Origin of the sequence: Arthrobacter sp. YAF34, from assembly GCF_052113245.1 — a bacterium.
Classification (GTDB): Bacteria; Actinomycetota; Actinomycetes; order Actinomycetales; family Micrococcaceae; genus Arthrobacter.
Genome location: NZ_JBFRCV010000012.1, coordinates 46,466 through 61,849, shown reverse-complemented (window position 1 = coordinate 61,849; position 15,384 = coordinate 46,466). Strand labels below are relative to the sequence as shown.

General features: G+C 62.1%; 17 protein-coding genes and 2 tRNA genes. 9 read left to right on the top strand and 10 right to left on the bottom strand.

Annotated features, from left to right (window positions below; genetic code table 11):
- Positions 1-119 precede the first annotated feature (119 nt).
- A complete protein-coding gene (locus tag AB4Y72_RS15030) occupies positions 120-587 on the bottom strand; it encodes a hypothetical protein (protein ID WP_441426960.1) in 468 nt (155 codons plus the stop codon).
- A gap of 202 nt (positions 588-789) precedes the next feature.
- Between AB4Y72_RS15030 and AB4Y72_RS15025 the strand changes: the two genes are divergently transcribed.
- From AB4Y72_RS15025 to AB4Y72_RS15015, 3 genes are all read left to right on the top strand, one after another.
- Positions 790-1,563 (top strand): hypothetical protein, encoded by a 774-nt coding sequence (locus AB4Y72_RS15025; protein ID WP_441426959.1) that lies wholly within the window; start codon positions 790-792, stop codon positions 1,561-1,563.
- A 421-nt stretch (positions 1,564-1,984) separates the two neighbouring features.
- The gene (locus tag AB4Y72_RS15020) at positions 1,985-2,176 is read left to right on the top strand and encodes a hypothetical protein (protein ID WP_441426958.1); all 192 of its coding nucleotides are present in this window, start codon (positions 1,985-1,987) and stop codon (positions 2,174-2,176) included.
- 555 nt (positions 2,177-2,731) lie between these two features.
- A complete protein-coding gene (locus AB4Y72_RS15015; protein ID WP_441426957.1) occupies positions 2,732-3,985 on the top strand; it encodes a hypothetical protein in 1,254 nt (417 codons plus the stop codon).
- Between the two features lie 887 nt (positions 3,986-4,872).
- On the opposite strand, the gene AB4Y72_RS15010 is transcribed toward AB4Y72_RS15015, so the two are convergent.
- The 4 genes from AB4Y72_RS15010 to AB4Y72_RS14995 all read right to left on the bottom strand — a co-directional run bounded on the left by AB4Y72_RS15010 (position 4,873) and on the right by AB4Y72_RS14995 (position 8,785).
- Positions 4,873-7,041 (bottom strand): exonuclease domain-containing protein, encoded by a 2,169-nt coding sequence (locus AB4Y72_RS15010; RefSeq protein WP_441426956.1) that lies wholly within the window; start codon positions 7,039-7,041, stop codon positions 4,873-4,875.
- 939 nt (positions 7,042-7,980) lie between these two features.
- Positions 7,981-8,424, bottom strand: coding sequence for a hypothetical protein (locus AB4Y72_RS15005; protein WP_441426955.1), 444 nt, complete (start codon positions 8,422-8,424; stop codon positions 7,981-7,983).
- Positions 8,424-8,585: a hypothetical protein gene (locus AB4Y72_RS15000; RefSeq protein WP_441426954.1), complete on the bottom strand. Its 162-nt coding sequence runs from the start codon at positions 8,583-8,585 to the stop codon at positions 8,424-8,426. The genes AB4Y72_RS15005 and AB4Y72_RS15000 overlap by 1 nt, the downstream gene beginning before the upstream one ends.
- Positions 8,582-8,785, bottom strand: a complete 204-nt coding sequence (locus AB4Y72_RS14995; protein ID WP_441426953.1) for a hypothetical protein — start codon at positions 8,783-8,785, stop codon at positions 8,582-8,584. The genes AB4Y72_RS15000 and AB4Y72_RS14995 overlap by 4 nt, the downstream gene beginning before the upstream one ends.
- A gap of 786 nt (positions 8,786-9,571) precedes the next feature.
- Here AB4Y72_RS14995 and AB4Y72_RS14990 point away from each other — a divergent pair.
- Both AB4Y72_RS14990 and AB4Y72_RS14985 read left to right on the top strand, forming a co-directional pair.
- A complete protein-coding gene (locus tag AB4Y72_RS14990) occupies positions 9,572-9,733 on the top strand; it encodes a DUF4236 domain-containing protein (RefSeq protein ID WP_441426952.1) in 162 nt (53 codons plus the stop codon).
- A gap of 32 nt (positions 9,734-9,765) precedes the next feature.
- A tRNA-Pro gene (locus AB4Y72_RS14985) sits at positions 9,766-9,839 on the top strand.
- On the opposite strand, the gene AB4Y72_RS14980 is transcribed toward AB4Y72_RS14985, so the two are convergent.
- On the bottom strand, positions 9,831-10,064 hold the full coding sequence (locus tag AB4Y72_RS14980) for a hypothetical protein (protein ID WP_441426951.1): 234 nt from the start codon (positions 10,062-10,064) through the stop codon (positions 9,831-9,833). The genes AB4Y72_RS14985 and AB4Y72_RS14980 overlap by 9 nt on opposite strands.
- A 109-nt stretch (positions 10,065-10,173) precedes the next feature.
- On the opposite strand from AB4Y72_RS14980, the gene AB4Y72_RS14975 reads away from it, so the two are divergent.
- Both AB4Y72_RS14975 and AB4Y72_RS14970 read left to right on the top strand, forming a co-directional pair.
- Positions 10,174-10,246: transfer RNA gene (locus AB4Y72_RS14975), tRNA-Phe, on the top strand.
- Positions 10,247-10,822: 576 nt separating this feature from the next.
- Entirely contained in the window at positions 10,823-11,515 is a 693-nt protein-coding gene (locus AB4Y72_RS14970) for a hypothetical protein (RefSeq protein ID WP_441426950.1), read from the top strand.
- 98 nt (positions 11,516-11,613) lie between these two features.
- Here AB4Y72_RS14970 and AB4Y72_RS14965 read toward each other — a convergent pair whose 3' ends face one another.
- On the bottom strand, positions 11,614-11,931 hold the full coding sequence (locus AB4Y72_RS14965; protein WP_441426949.1) for a hypothetical protein: 318 nt from the start codon (positions 11,929-11,931) through the stop codon (positions 11,614-11,616).
- 126 nt (positions 11,932-12,057) lie between these two features.
- Here AB4Y72_RS14965 and AB4Y72_RS14960 point away from each other — a divergent pair, with 126 nt between their 5' ends.
- Positions 12,058-12,543 (top strand): hypothetical protein, encoded by a 486-nt coding sequence (locus AB4Y72_RS14960; protein ID WP_441426948.1) that lies wholly within the window; start codon positions 12,058-12,060, stop codon positions 12,541-12,543.
- Positions 12,544-12,785: 242 nt separating this feature from the next.
- Here AB4Y72_RS14960 and AB4Y72_RS14955 read toward each other — a convergent pair whose 3' ends face one another.
- From AB4Y72_RS14955 to AB4Y72_RS14945, 3 genes are all read right to left on the bottom strand, one after another.
- Entirely contained in the window at positions 12,786-13,082 is a 297-nt protein-coding gene (locus AB4Y72_RS14955) for a hypothetical protein (protein ID WP_441426947.1), read from the bottom strand.
- Between the two features lie 63 nt (positions 13,083-13,145).
- The gene (locus AB4Y72_RS14950; protein WP_441426946.1) at positions 13,146-13,583 is read right to left on the bottom strand and encodes a hypothetical protein; all 438 of its coding nucleotides are present in this window, start codon (positions 13,581-13,583) and stop codon (positions 13,146-13,148) included.
- A 153-nt stretch (positions 13,584-13,736) separates the two neighbouring features.
- Complete coding sequence (locus AB4Y72_RS14945) at positions 13,737-13,943, bottom strand: hypothetical protein (protein ID WP_441426945.1); 207 nt, start codon at positions 13,941-13,943, stop codon at positions 13,737-13,739.
- Between the two features lie 446 nt (positions 13,944-14,389).
- On the opposite strand from AB4Y72_RS14945, the gene AB4Y72_RS14940 reads away from it, so the two are divergent.
- The gene (locus tag AB4Y72_RS14940; protein ID WP_441426944.1) at positions 14,390-15,337 is read left to right on the top strand and encodes an HNH endonuclease; all 948 of its coding nucleotides are present in this window, start codon (positions 14,390-14,392) and stop codon (positions 15,335-15,337) included.
- Positions 15,338-15,384: the final 47 nt, after the last annotated feature.

The window sequence follows — 15,384 nt, the reverse complement described above, 5'->3', positions numbered from 1 at the left end:
CTACATGTCTGCCGGGGCTGCTGGCTGGCCTCATAAGCGATGCAGGACTCCCGTTGTTCAACGTTGCGGACACGCGGCTCTAAGCGATGCCTCCGTGGTGGGAGCAGGCGCCCTGTTTGTCACCGCTGGATGACTGCCACCCGTCGACGCACGTCACCGTACTGCCGGCACCAATAGAGTCGGTAATCGAACGGAGCAGGGATCACGTTGACGTTGTATCGGTTGCCGTAGTCGTATACAGCCGAAAAATATTGCTCCAGTTTCGTGTTGTAGTCAGTCTCCTGCTCCATTTGGTTGACTCGCATGGCATTGATCATCTGATCGGAGAATCCGGAGTATGTGTGCTCCCCGGGAGGTGTGACGGCCCCCGGACAGTCGGACGCGATCGCGGCATCCCGGTTGAAGGCTGAAAGATCGTGTTGGACGGATGCCAGCACAGTCTTCGTCGCTGCCGTGGTCCACAAACCCGAGCCGCCGGCGGCGAGGTCTTTGCAGACGTATTTGCTCAAGTCACGCCATTCCGACACCGTGATCGGCACCCCGTTGGTCTTGTACCTGCTTACGACAACATCCGCGACCAGCTCCACAGTGTTCTTTAACGGTGCCAGTTCGGGAGCGACAGGCAGCGGTGGGCGCGTCGGTATGGCTACCGGTGCGGAGTTTATTGACGCTACCGCGGAGGTCGCGCGCGCTGCTGGGATGGACCCCGTAGATGAGCAGCCCGACAACGCAACAAAAACGGCCAGGGTGAAGGGGGCAGACGCACCGATTCGCAAAAATTCCCCCGTCTTGCCCAGGGTTGTCCGTCTCCGGCTCGGCGGCCTGGGGGCGATAGGGGAGTGGGATGTTGTGTCCGACTCGGGCACCCTCACCGTAGCCGCCGTCCCGGCCCTGGTGGAGGCCGTCGGGGACGCCGTCGCTGGCCGGCCAGGCAGAGTCCGCACAGTGAAGCGGAAGCCGACGGCGCCCAGGAAGTCCTCCCGGCTGGGGGCCATCCGGGAGGACGAGTACAAGTTCGGCGTACACAACGTCAAGTGGAAGCTTAAGGGCGAGGTGCTGGACCTGGCGATCGTGGACAACGGGCGCTACCTGGGCCGGGTCATGAAATCTGAGTTCCCCCGATACGTCAGGCCCCTCGATTTGCAGGGGAAACCCAAGGACCAATGGCGGGCCGTCCTGGAGCCGCTGTTCGAGACCATGGAGGAATCCGACTTCGAGTCTGCTTCCACCTTCCCTTGGGGCGATTCCATGTTCGTCGGGCCGGAGGCTGGCAAGATTCGTCTGCATGAGAAATTCAACCCGTTCGGACGCGGAGAAAGATTTACCACCAACCTGGACGGGGTCGTGGAGTATGACGAAGCGATCATCCAGGGCGCCGACGGGGCTGTCTTGGTCGAACTCCACTCCGATGCCATTTCAATGGGCTGGCAGATCAGCGAAATGCAGGCTCATACCGGCAAGTATGGCGACTACTTGGAGGTCGTCCTCATCCGAAAGAGCTTTAAGGCATATGACGTCGGTCCCAGGTTCGTTGCAGGCAGACTCAAGGCTCTACCAATCTGATACGTCCTGACCGTAGGAGGAGCAGTCACGTGCTGTTAGCGCTCGACAGGACCCCCTTGTTTGGTTGTGGTGACGCGCACGTGACCGAGTAGCAGGCGCTGACGTCCGCTCGCCGGCGTCCGAACTGGGCGCTGCTCCTGCCAAATTCTTCAGAACGCGCCCCTTGTCCAAGTTTGGCCCGCCACTGGTCAGGAGTTCGCGGAGCTTGGTGGGACGCTGGCAGCGGAGCTGTGAGCGTAGTCGGCCACTTCCTTGCGGAGTACCAGACGCGGCTTTGAAGACTCCCCTCCACCGGCTGCGAGTTTTGAACGCGGTGTGCCGGCCGGGGAGCGGATCGACGCAGGGGGGGCATGGACATGCGGGGGTGGGGCCTCTCAAGGAGATCATGAGCTGAGGACGTGGCACGTGGCATGATGCTCGGATGACGACCCAAGATGATCTGACCCGTGAACAGCGCGCCGCATCAGCCGAGTACAACAAGCTCCAGCGGCAATTCGAGGAAATCCACCTGGCCTACGAAAAGGGCGAGGCAACCATTGAGCACGACCGTGCCGCCGACGAAGTGCGCCGTGTGGCGCTTCGGAAGTTCCGGCAACTGATGGGCGACGATTAGGAGCCCTTTGGCGCTCAGGTGCTGGGGCGGCGTGGGTGCGTCCGTAAGTGCCTCTACTCTGCCACTCCAATGGGGAGTCCAACGGCGCGACGCTGCAGTGCGAGGAGCCGGTTAATGCAGGACCTGGGTTGTTCCTCCAACGAAGAACGATGTCGCCTAGCCGAACGTGGCTGGTTTCATAGGACCACCCAGGAAGCCCTCGGTCGTTCATCTTTGGTGCGACTAAATTCTGGCCCACGCTATCTCTATTGGTGATTTGCATCCAGTAGCGTTTGCTGGCGTCCTGCGTCCACCATGTGTCGATCCCCGTGTTCGTCAGCTTAGACAGCTACCCTCAAATTCTCGGTGTCTTGGCTGGCTGTAGGCAGAGGAGTTGGTCCGGATAATACAACGTCCCCGCTAGCATGAGCTCATGACGAACAAAAGCGGGTACATAACCGCTGCGACCCTAGCCTCTGTCGGTGGAGAGCTGTGAAGTTGAGAAACTACTTTCGCCGACTGAATGACTGGACAAGAGCAGATCCCTCCGATCGGAAGCCCGTACGGCTGTCACTCGTGTTCCTGTTCGGTTTCCTGTTCTCATTAGCAGTGATGAGCTGTCTCTCTTGGCTCATCGCAGCCTATGAAACGGCTAACTGGCTTCCGTGGCTGCATGAACCGAGACTCAGCCAGGACAAGCTGTTCGAGATCTTCCGGAACGCTGTGACGGTGGGGGCCGCCCTCGGTGTTGGTATAACCCTCTTCTTTTCGTATCGGCGGCAGCGAACCACTGAAGCAACGCAGCGCATCACCGCCGAGGCACAACGCACAGCCGCCGAAGCGCAAAAAACCGCCGCGGCAGCCCTTGAACTCAGCACAAAGCAACACGAACTTGAGCGTGAACGTAGGCAGGATGCCGTCGTATCGGAGCTCCGGTCACGCTACTCAGTCGCTGCCGAGCAACTTAGTGCAGAGGCTTTCACCGTAAAAATCGCGGGAGTCTTTGCTCTGGCGACCTTGGCTGATGACTGGGACCGGCAGCAGTCTCCAGCGGATCGACAGACATGCATCGATCTTCTACTTGAGACCTACCGGGCGCTTAGCCTGGAAGGCGGGGGAGGCGCAGTCACATCTGCGATCTGGCGGTCGGTCATGGACAGGTTCAGAATGCATAATCGCCTGGGACAGCGCTGGGCGGGGGGCTACGTAAACTTCAACGGCACTAGCCCCGAGTCAATGCTCGTCGCCCTGCGGATCGACGGCAGCATCGACTTATCTCAAACACATTCTGTGGGCGCACCGTTCGTTGTGCAGAGCGTGGTTCTAGCGCGGGGCGGTGTCTTGAACTTCAACGGGGCAAGTCACTCCGGGCTTGAGTTTCGATCTTGCGTCTTTGAATCGGGCCGACTTGACCTGCAGGAGCTCCACGTCGAACAGAGGATTGTCTTCCAGCAATGCTCTTTCAACGGAACATATGTTGTCCTCGACGACGCGGCTCGGGGGAAGAATATCGAATTTATAGGGTGCTCGTTCACGGCATTTCCTAACCCCATTCGTAACCTGACGATGCGGAAACTCAAGTTCATTGACTGCGAGATCAGCACCCGAGTGATGGCTGATTCGGAAGACCCGACCGAGGGCATTTATAGATTGATGCGCCGCTCTGTCTACCCGTTCGATCTGATAGTCCGTGGAAGTCGTTTCGAGAATGGCGCCCCGGAGATAGAACCTGTGAGTTCTCCGGGGGATCCTTACTTTCCGGAACGGATGCGTTCGCAACATCTCCAAGAAGGCGGTAAGCCCGAGAGTGATGACGTGCCCAGCCGCTAGGGTCCTGGAGGTCGGTTTCTCGTGACCGCTTTCTTCTTCAGCACAGGGCTGGGGGTACACGTCATAGTTGCACCACCTCCGATGGGACACGTTCGGAAAAGCGTGTATCGGGTGGACGTGGCGCCGGCCGGACACGAGGCCTAAGGTTCCCCGTGCTCCAGGTGCAAGCGCCATCGGTGGCATCCCAGCTCGGGGACCTGTCACGCCTGAAGGAACAGGGACTCACCAGTCCCGGAGAGTTTGAAGCCAAGCGGGCAGGACTGCTCAACAGGCTCTAGCAGCCGGGCCCGATCACAACTTCGTCAGGATGTTCCCGCATCCCAGTAGGATCGTCAGGACCCGGAAGGCCCAAGGCTCGAGCGGAACGGTCTCACGGGACCCGGGCTTGCATGCCAGGACCGTTGCGGCCGTAGAACGGGCGCAGTCAATTGCTGCTCGGCAAGAAGAGAATAGAGAAACGTTGAGTGCCTAAGTCGCATGCGTGTGGTTACTCCGCGAAGCTCGGCGTCTCACATACCGGCTGAGCTGGCCTTGTGGCCCGCAGGGGGCTTTAAACCGGCCGCGACGTGGTCCAACGTCTTCAGCGTCACCACGAGCCTTAGAGCCGTCGCTGCGCCTCGGCGAGCTGCTTGGCTGGCCCTCAGGCTCGGATGAATCGTCGCGGCGGGCTCTCATGGCGAACGCGTTCAGCCGCACGTCTGTCTTCTTGCCCTTGGCGCCGGTCTCCGCGACGTTCTCGGTCACCGCCCAGGACCTGTCCTGCAGGCTGGTGGCGGCCCGGCGTAGATGTCGTTGGACATCAGGACCAGAAAGAGCGTACGACGGCCCATATGCCGGGGATGACGAAGATGGCGCCGAGGACTTCCGGTGGGTCTGAAGGGGAGGGGTCAGTTCAGGAACTCGGCGAAGTCAGCCAGCGGGCCAGGGTCGAGGTGTGTGCGTGCCCGGGTCACTGCCACGTATGCGAGTCGCTTCTCCTCGGCCAGCTGGTCCTGGTCGCTTCCAAGGGCAACACGGGCAAGGATCTCTGCGAAGTCTGAGGAGATGCGGACCGTATTCCACTCGAGGCCCTTGGCTTTGTGGGCGGTGGAGATGACCGCCCCGGCTCCGAGCCCCGCGGACGCGTCAGTCACGGCGCGCTCCAGTGCGGTAACCCCGTGGAGTTCGATGAGCTTGATCCACGTCAGCAGTTCATGCGCACTCGAGTCGTACCGGACGTGCTCTTGGACTTCGGTCCACGAGGTGAAGTGCCTGAGCAGTGAATGGCCGGCGCGCCGTCCCTCCATAAGATCCGTCGCACCGCGCAGGAGCCCGAGAATGGACTGGTGGTCGGATCTCAGCCTCGGCCATTGCCCGGATTCCTGGAGGGCCATCAGCTCCCACACGGCTGCTGAGTTTGTGCGGGTCAGTACCGCGTCCGGCTGCTCGCAGGGACCGATGAGCGTCGCCTGGGAGGGATTGGGGCGAACCAAGTGCGGAGCATTGAGGGAACGCAGCCAGCCATTGGCAATGGCCGCTGCATCTTCGCCGAAACGCCACGATGTCGTGAGTGGCAGGGTGTGGGCCGCGGTGATGGAAGCCAACGCGTCCTTGCCGCCCGCGAATCCGTAGATGGACTGGTTGGGATCGCCGACAAAGACCTTCTTCAGGTGCTTCTGAGCCTTGATGGCGTGCGAGACTGCGGGGCTGAGGTCCTGGGCCTCGTCGACGAAAAGGACTTCGCCGCTGTGTCCGATGGTCGGCCCGTTCAGCAGCCAGATCTTCAGGTAGTGGTCGTGCGTGATAGGCATGTCGGTGACGGTGGCGTCACGGATGTTGGCCCAGTGCTCTTCAGCCATGAGGAGGACGAGGGGCGTCAGGGAGGTTCGCAGGCTCCCGGATGCCCGGCCTGTGCTGACGTGGCGGGCAAGCAGTTTCCGGCTGGGGCTGTGGCAGTAGTTGGCGACTGTATCGACGGCCATCTTGGTCAAATCGTACGGGGTGACCTGGTTGGCGACCCTGGGGCCGCCGAACGCTTCGGCGAATCCGGGCTCGGTGGCACCCAGCCGGCGTGCCGTTACTGGGATGGGTTCGACGCCGAGCCGAAGCCGGCCCAGCCATTGACCCTGGCCCTGCGATGCCAGATCCCGATAGGCCATCGCGTGGATCGTGGTGGCCTTGACGTTGGAGGAGAAGCGGTCTTTGGCTTCAACGGCGGCTGCCTTGTTGAAGGACAGGTACGTGATCTTGGCCTTGGTGGAGTTGGCCAGCAGCTGCAGGGTTGTGGTCTTTCCCGTTCCGGCACCGGCAAGAATTTTGATGTCGCCGGACCCGAAGAACGAGTCGAGGATGGCTGCTTGTTCCGGGCTCGGTTTCCATGCAGGGCGGAACCCGGCGCGGACGGTGGCGAGCTTGGCTGGCACCGCTGGAAGCAGGGGAGCAGCCGCCGGGGCGGCTAACGACAGCGTGGCTGCTCCGCGCCGCCGCGGTGTTGGGCCCGAGGCCACGATCTCACCAGACCTGGCAATCGTGAGCAGCTCCCAGGCGAGGAGCGCGCCGATCCGGGCATCGGGCAGGGCACGGTGTGAGGTGGTCTGCCGGATCTTGAAGTGCTGGGCGAGTGAAGCCAGCTTGTGGTTGGTTCCGGTGACGACCAGGCGCCGGGCGGCCGAGTAGGTGCAGAAACCCTGCAGCTCGCCCGGGTCGATGAGCGCGCGCCCGAGCTCGAAGGTCAGGAACCGATTCTCGAACGGGAGGTTGTGCGCGACGACGATGCGGTCTCCGATGAAGTCCAGGAGCTGGTGCAGGACGGTCGCGATTGGTGGGGCCGATTCGACTTCGTGTTGCTTGATGCCGTGGACGAACTCGGCTCCGTGCACGTAGCCGCTGCCGGGGTAGGCCAGGCTCGTGAACTCCCGGGTCAGCTTGCCGCTGCTGTCGATCCGGGCCGCGGCGACTTCAATGATTCTGCTGGACTTCGTGCTGATGCCGGTCGTTTCCAGGTCGACGCAGACGAACTCGCGCTTCCCGTGGAGCAGGGCCTCGACGTCCTCGATCCGCACGCTCTTACAAAACATTTGGCCCCCGGTCTTCTCTGCCCTCCTCAGGGTACTGGCCGGGGGCCCGTCCGCCGGGATTTGGCCTCAATGTTGCGCAGCGCCATTGGCCGAGCAGCTCACGCGGCGCCCTCTTTTCGGCGCTGGATGCTTCGTTAATCGCGAGGACGGCGGCTCTAGAAATGCGTTTCTTGCGGCGGCTGGAAGGCCTATTTCGACTCGGTCAGAATCACCTGCAGCCCGTTGTCAGGACGATACGTCCGGGACGCCGAGGTCTTATTCCAAGATGCTTCCTGGATGCCGTCTAAAGCGCGTGTCGCATATATCTGGCTCACAAGACTGTCTGGCACGGACACGGTCTTGTGGACACACGCCATATCTCTGGCGGTAAGGCCAGTAACTTTGGTGATACAGGCCTTAGTTGGACCCGCCGGCTCGCCCTTCATTGTTATCGTGTAGCCGGCGTCCCGAGGGTGACATAGGCAGCGTAGGTACTGCTGTCGAGATGGCACGAGCGGCTTGCTGTTGGATCAGCGACTCCGCAGGGGCGGACGAGGGTACGGCCGAGGGCGTTGGGGGTGATGTAACGGATACCGCGGACGCGCCGCCGCACCCAGCCAAGGTCACCACCATCAGGGGGAGCGCCAATGCCCGGCCCCTCGCCGGAAGCACTCTGGCCCACCCGTGGCGAACCCGAACAATGGTGCCCCGTTGATCGGAACCAATTCGGACCATAACCGGGCGACGTCGTGGTCAGCGCCTCGATCCCGGCTAGAGAGCTGGGCGTCGGGGACGTCATTACCTACCCGATCCCGGTTGTCTTGCTCTTCGCAGTCTGAGTCACTGAAGTCGGGGCCGTTTGTCGGACACTGAATTCCGTCGGGGGCGCCAGCTGGCACTCCGAGACACAACGCTCTTTTGATCAGCCAGCTCACCAGGCCGGCGCTAAAGAAGGCGGTGTCAGTCGTTCCTGCTCAAAGCGGAACGGACGGCAGCGACATTCTCGGATGTGTCCGGTTCGCCGTAGTCGCGCAAGGCGTCACTTATGTCCTCGTCCGTAGCCGAGGTGCCGATGATGGAATCGGCCAGAGATACGATTCCGGCCACCACTTCAGCCGTAGTGTCTCCGCCCGGTCTTGCCAGGGCGATCGGTATTGCGTTAGGTGGTTTTGCCATAGTCTCAGCCTGGTTCAATGGTGGTGTTGGGGATTGCGGTTGCGCGTGAAGATCTGGGCTCGACAGCCCGAGGGTCGCTCGGAGTTGTGGGGCGAGCTGGTCGCGGCCGATCGTTTCCGGCTTCCCATCGAGCGCGATGAGGACATCGCGCAGTTTCTCACTCTCGGTGTAGTCTTCGGTCGCGTTCACGGCGACCGCCCCGGCGCGGGACACTTCTGGGGTGAGCATTACTTGTTCTCCTCGGGCGGGTAGACCAGCACTTCATCGGGGCCCGCCAGTTTGGCGAACTCCGGGTCGGCGAGCAGGTCATCGGAGCGGACGTCGCCGGTCTGGGCGGCCTCCACGTGGATGGCGCGCAGCTCACCCCATGTAAGATTCCGGGACATCATGTGTTGGCGTCCCTGCGGGTGACGGCGTCGTCGGCCTCTGCCTTGGTCGACAAGTCCCATTCGCCGCTCATCAGGATGTCGCCGTAGACGGTGTCGGACACCACCCACGCCTTCTTGGCGGAGTTGTAGACCTCGGTCACGCCGCTGGCCTCGTCGTGGCGGGCGATGCGTGGCATGGGTTCGTTGATGAAGTATTGCATGTCGGTACCCTCTCATTCATTTCGCTCTCACCTCATGATGCAGGAAGGCGATGCGGGAAGCGCGTAAGGCCACTTTTCGCCTGTGGCTCGATCCTGACCGAGTGGGCCGTGCAGTCCACGACGCACCATCCGTCGGCGTCGGCGTCGGCGACCAAGATGGCGACGTGCCGGCCGCCGATACTGCGGGCGATCGTGACCTCATCCACCCATTCGGCGCCGAAAGCGGATGGACCGTTCTCTTCGATTACCTCGTTGGTCGCTGCCCAGCAGTTGCCCAGCGCCAGGCGCGGGTCACCGAGCTGGCCGAGGTGACAATGGTCTTCCGTGCAGAGGGGGGGTGGTCCATGATTTCGAGGTCGGCGTAATCCTCCAGGACCCGGGAGCCGGCCTCGTACCGTCGGGCCACCTGCAGGTCCGGGGCGGCCTCGGTAATGATTGCTTAGGGTACGGGCAGTGCCAGGGATGCTTCGGTGTGGTTGCCGAAGTGAATCGGCCTGTATCAGCGCGACGGGTGCGCGGCCTCGGCGAAGGTGCCCAAGCCCTTCTGCTTGCGGAGCTAGAAGACCCTCGACGGCATGCGTTCAATAAGGCGTGTACTTGTTCCGCATAGACCAGGTGGACTGGCAGGGCGCGCCCGATGCTGCGGGACTGCCCCGGCCGCGCCCCCAATACCGACACAGGCAGGAGTCCAACCCGGTCGTCGGCTGCACGGCATGAGGTTCAAATCCCTCCCTCGCCGCACACATAGGGTTCACTAGGCAATACCAACTATCAAGGGGGAAGCCCGTGGGCCTCAGTTTCCGAAAGACCATCAAGCTCGGCAAGAAGACCCGTCTGAACGTTTCCAAGTCGGGGATCTCGGCGTCGCGCAAGGCAGGGCCTGTCACGGTCAACAGTCGGGGACGGGTCACGATCCGTCTGGGCAAGGGATTGACTTGGCGCCTCTAGCCGTACCCCGGTGCGGTCCTCCGTACCGGTTCCGGGATGTAGCGCAGCTTGGTAGCGCACCTGGCTGGGGGCCAGGGGGCCGCAGGTTCAAATCCTGTCATCCCGACGTCGTAAACGCCGTCCGGCGATCAATGCCGGCGGCGTCCAGGATGGCGCCGGCCAGCGCGACAGCGTCCTTCGCGCGGTAATTGATCGAGGCCGAGACGCCGTTGGACTGGTCAATCTGGATGCTCGGCAGATCCTTCTTGAGGATCGGCAACCACACGACGAGTTCGTCCTCGGGGATGTCCACGCTGCGGTGCCGGTAAACAATGAAATCGCTGGCTGCCATGGGTGATCCGTTCCTCGTCTGAAAATGGGCAAGAGATCAGTGTAAGCACGATCGCCCGGGACACGAGGTGCATTCCGATGCGCAATATCTGTCCGGCTCCGGCCGGCACGGTCTCTTAGCTCAGTTGGTAGAGCGCGCGACTGAAAATCGTGAGGTGCCGAGTTCGATCCTGGAAGTGACCACCGGGGACTTGCTTCCCTCTTTGTTTGCCGCGATGAGTCGAAACAGCGGTCCTGCTCCCTCCATCTCAGCGCCGTGGTCGTAGCGGCGGGCGTCGTTGTCCCTGCACGCCTGCGGCGAGAGCGCCCGATTCCTGTACCGTCAACCTTGGGGGACCGCGAGCACTCGTCGGACTCAAAAAATCGAGAGAAAGATGTCACGAAAACCTTCGCCTCGCTTCTGACCATCGCTGCCCTGACGACCCTTCTGCTCACCGGTTGCGGGGGCGTCCCCGGCGACGGCGGCTCCTACGCAACCGCGACCGAGCTCAAGGACGCCTTCGTGAAGGCCGGCGGCAAGTGCGACAACTGGGACCCAAACAACAAGTCGCCGATTGCCTCGACTTCGCGGGCTTGCGGGGGCGTTTATGCGCTGAGCAACTTCGACAACGACGCCATTAGGGCGCAGATGGTGGCTAGGGTCGAGCAGGTCGGCGGCGCCCCTGCCCGCTCGAAGAATGAACATAGAAGAGCTCCCTGTCCGCCGTTTTGCGAGCGTACTTGCATCCGATTCCGCGGATCTTGTGGTGTAGTGAACCCATGACTGGATTTGCAATTGAAATCACCACCGCAATCGACGGGAACGAACAAGCCTTGCGAGCCGCGGACGCAGCGTGGGAAGCTGCCCGCTGGTCGTTTTGGATGCTTGTCCTGACGTTGGGCCTGCTGGCTGGTGCTATCGCAGCGGCGGTCTACGCTAAAAAGACCTGGGAGTCGACACACAAGCAGCTCAGCCACTCCAATGAACAGTTAGACATGGCCCGCACGGCCGATCTTGAGCGTGAAGCTACCAACGTCGCCGCATGGCTGGTCGCTCGTAATTCCTACATTAATGTCTATGTCCGAAACGGCAACGATGGGCCCGTTTATGACGTCCGCTGCAAAGTTTGGGGGAAGCCCGACGGCAATTTATCCGAACCGTCCGTCGAGGTCTACGAATGGAATCAAATGGCTCTCTCGCCCGCCGCCGCCGGCATTGAGAAGGAAAAGGGAGACCAGCGTTATTCCATTGATGAAGACAGCGTTGTCTACAATTACACACAGGATGACATTCCACGCACAAGGAGCGGTTCACGCGTGGTCGCCCTAAATCTTCCTGAGGACTTTAGGGTGTGGAACGGTGAACCCAAAACCACCGGATTGGCTGTGGAATTATCCTTCCGTGACTCCGATGGCAATAATTGGCACCGTGCATGGAACGGCAAATTGAGCCAGCGGACCGGTTCCTCCTAACGGGCTACCGTAGACGTTCTGGCACTGAAGCAGCCGGTAACTGTCTAGACTCATGGCGTCCCACTTCGGTCCGAAGTGCCGGGCGAAGGCTGCCAGCTTCACGGGCATGCACCCCGGGTTCTTCCAGGTCCGGGTGGAGCCGTGGAAGGCCCCCAGTCCTCATCAGCCATTTCCAAGGCGGAGCGCGGGACCGGCGCCAGCCCGGTGTAAGGATCCGGGTGGTTCATTGTCGCCTTCAGCACGGCGCGGTCGGCTCCTGGGCCGGCCAGGTCATCCCACCCGGTCCGCTTGTCATCGTCCACGATCGTGCAGGACGGGTCCAGGCGCAGCAGGATTTCGTTGAGGCGGACACCCCACTGCAGCCAGTTGCCGTCCATGTCGATGAGCCCGATCGGTTTCTCTGAACCTTCTCTCATATGTCTCATGTGGGGAACATGCGTCGACGCTCCCCGGACCCACCTACACTGACACCGGGGGAACTTCTGTCTGGCTTTCAGACGGCGGCTGCCCCCGCCCGCCCGCCAGTTACCACAGGAGAACAATTGAACGTCGAATCACCCCTCGGCCAGCCGACCACCAATGAGGCCGACGGCCATCCGCACGCCCAGCACCGCGCGGCCGCCGGCCGGCAGCCGTCCGGCCCGGCGTCAGCGCTGCGCGTCTCCGCAGGCGTCCTGGCCCTGATCGTCTCGGTGATCGGCGTCGTCTTCGCCGGCGCATTCCTCCTCTCCAAGAGCAGCGACGGCGGCAGCACGCCCTTCAACGGATGGATGAACTTCTTCCTAATCGTTGGGGCCATCGGCTGCCTCGTGACCGGCATCGTCATCCTTGCGAAACAGCGCAAGCGCGGCGGGGCTACCCCGTGGCTCGTGGCAGCCTTCGCGGCGTGCCTCGTCATCTCCTGCCTGGGCTTCATGTCCAGCATTAGCTACAACCTTCCGGGCGCCCCGATCATCACCTTGCCGCTGGCCCTTGCCACCTTGATCCTCGCCGTTCTGGTGATCGCGAAGGACAAAGTCAGGCGCTGAAGGGAACATGCGAAAGGCCGCCCCTTGCAGAAGGGGCGGCCTTTTTGGTGCGGCGGGTCAAATGCACTTGGCTAGCCCTGGCATCTCTGTTCGTGCGGCTGCCAGCCCCGGACTCACCCCCAGGCGATTGCGCCAGCTGCGGTGTCTGAGGTGGTAGTTTCGGTGCAAATAGACTTCTCGTCCGTCGCCCTCGATGACGCGCTCCGTTGTCGTGGTGATACTGAGGATCCCGTTCGCCGTGACTATCCGCTGATGGCTGACCAAGAAGCCCAGGCCCTCGCCTTCAGGTGTTGCCACTGCACGACCAACGTGGTGGTCGCGCATGCTGCGGACCGACATCGGCCGAGCGCAATGGCCGTCATCCCGAAACCGAAGGTGGGGTCTGCGAGGCTTATCTTGGCGGCGTCGATGTCGTTGCGAGGGTTATTGTCCTTGTGGGTCGCGGCTACCCAGTCGATCCCGCAAATGATGTCGGCGTCATTTCCATACTGGTTGGCGTCGAGCACCTTAGCCGACCAGAAATCGCTCATGGTCTCCATGGCCCCAATGTGTGCGGACCCACCGACACTCCTACCCGGCGTCGCTCCGGACGGCTGGTCTTGTCAGCCTTTGGACGTGTAGCTGACGATCTTGCCGCCGAGCTTTACCTTCAAGCCCGGCAGCTCATCGGTGTTTGTTCGGATGAGCCAGTTGCTGCCCTGGAGCATGGTCGCCCCGTAGCCCTGTGCCCGGTCCTGTGCCTGATACTTCAAGATCGCAGCCGTGTCGTCGAATACGTCGATCATCGTGTCTGAGTCGCACTCGATCGTTCCATTGGCGAAGGCGACGTAGCCCCAATACTTGCCGTCGGCGCAGTTCCCGCCGGCACTGATATAGGCCTTCTGCAGGGCATTTACGTCAGCGTAGGTTCCGCCGTCCGCGGCCGGTGCCGACGGCGTGGCTGCAGCGGAAGAGGCAGATGAAGTGTTGCCTCCGCAGGCGGTGAGCGTGAGGCCGGCGAGCACAAGCAGAGCGGCGCCGCGAAGTGTCAAAGTAGTCAATATTCCCCCGGAACGATGTGATGTCAGTGGACATTCTAGCGGCCATGTGTGCGGACCGGCCGACGCGGCTCCCCGTTGGCTACAGGATTTTTCAGGTGAAATGCTGCCCGTCCCAACTGATAACGGCAGCACCGCCATCGTTGGACTCCGCCGTCAGACCCAGTAGCTCCTGGAGTCCGCAGACAGCCGCCGTTGTGGGTGCGACATTTCAGCAGTGGGCAGACCTTTTTCTTCTCCTTGCCCCATGACGCTGAACCCAAGGGCGCGGATCGCGACTGCGGTGAACCGGTCGTCGTCGGCGCGTGGGTGCACTGCCCCGGTGGACTTGCCGATCAGGTCCGGGATTCCGAGTCTGAACACATCTCCTTCGCGGCTGATGGCACGCGTACGAAAAGGCGTGCACTTATTTCGACGTGGCCACCTGCTGGCTGCAGGTACGTACTGAACCAGAAGTATCCAAGCGATGTACCGTGGACCGAAGATGTCAGACCTATTCCTTGCGATGGAAGAAGGTCCAGCCGTTCGGTCGGGACCCGGCGGACGAACGCCCCTTGCCGCACCGTCTGACCCAGTCCGCCTGTTTCCGTCGTCATGCGCACCATGCGCACCATGCGCACCATGCGCACCATGCGTACGGACGGACCGGCAGGACTTCCCAGCAGAGCGTTTATGGGGGACGTTTCGGGTCGCGCCAAGGTCCCGTGCAGCGCCTCCGGTCGTCTAGAGGTGGTGGTTTCCTCGACGCTGAGCATTCGGAACTTCCCACCTCCGGGCGTTTAGTCCTCATATCCGGTATGAATGAGGACATGACCAGCGCCTCCCATGGGACCAAGCTGACGGTTCCCGTCCTTCCCTCCACGAATTTCTGGTGGGCTGGCCAAAAAGACAACTTCCACGAAGTTTTTCCCGACGGGACGCTGTGGGCTCCGCTGAGAGGCAATAGTGGGCAGCGGGTCGCCCACTGGGAGACGCTGAACGATGTCCGGCCAGGAGACGTTGTCCTGCACGTCTCCCGCCAGGAGATTCGCGGCATCAGCCGGGCGGCCACACCGCCGTTCCCGGCGTCCACGCCGGCACGGGGCTATATCGAACCCGCGGATACGCCGGGAACGCTGGTCCTGACGGATCCGCTCTTCAAAGTGAGGATCCCAAAGAGGGACGCTTACGGCATCCTGCCGCCGGGCCAAGGCCCTTTGACGGTAAAAGGTGAGCCGAGGAGAGGCTACTTCTGGCCGGTCGACCGGGAAGCCGCCCTGCAGTTGTTGCAACAGGCTGGCCTGCGGAGCAGCGACGACCCCGATCACGGCGGGGACGAGGCTGCGCCGAACGACCAATACCTTGGTGGCCCCAGCGATCGGTGGGCTTTAGGGGCTGTCCGGGCAGAGCAGGGCTTCCTGCGGAATCAGCAGCTGCAGCTTCGGGGCAGCTCCTGCTCGCTCTGCGGACAGAAGCTGCCGGATGAATTCCTGGTCGCTGCGCATATCAAGCCCCGTTTCGCCTGCACGGAGCAGGAGCGCCAGGACATCCGCAACGTGTCCATGCTCGCGTGCCTCTTTGGCTGCGACGCGTTGTTTGAACGCGGTTACCTCGTCGTCGGCGACGACGGGAACATCGAAGTCGGCAGGCCAGGCCCGGGACCGGTTGGGGACCGCATCAAGGGGCTCATCGGCCGCAAATGCCTCGCATACGACGAGCGCTCCCGTGGCTATTTCGGCTGGCACCGGCAGACCCATAACGCCAAGCGAACCGGGTAGTCGTAGGCGGCAGCCGTCCCCGCCACGGCATCACTGGAGTGGGCATC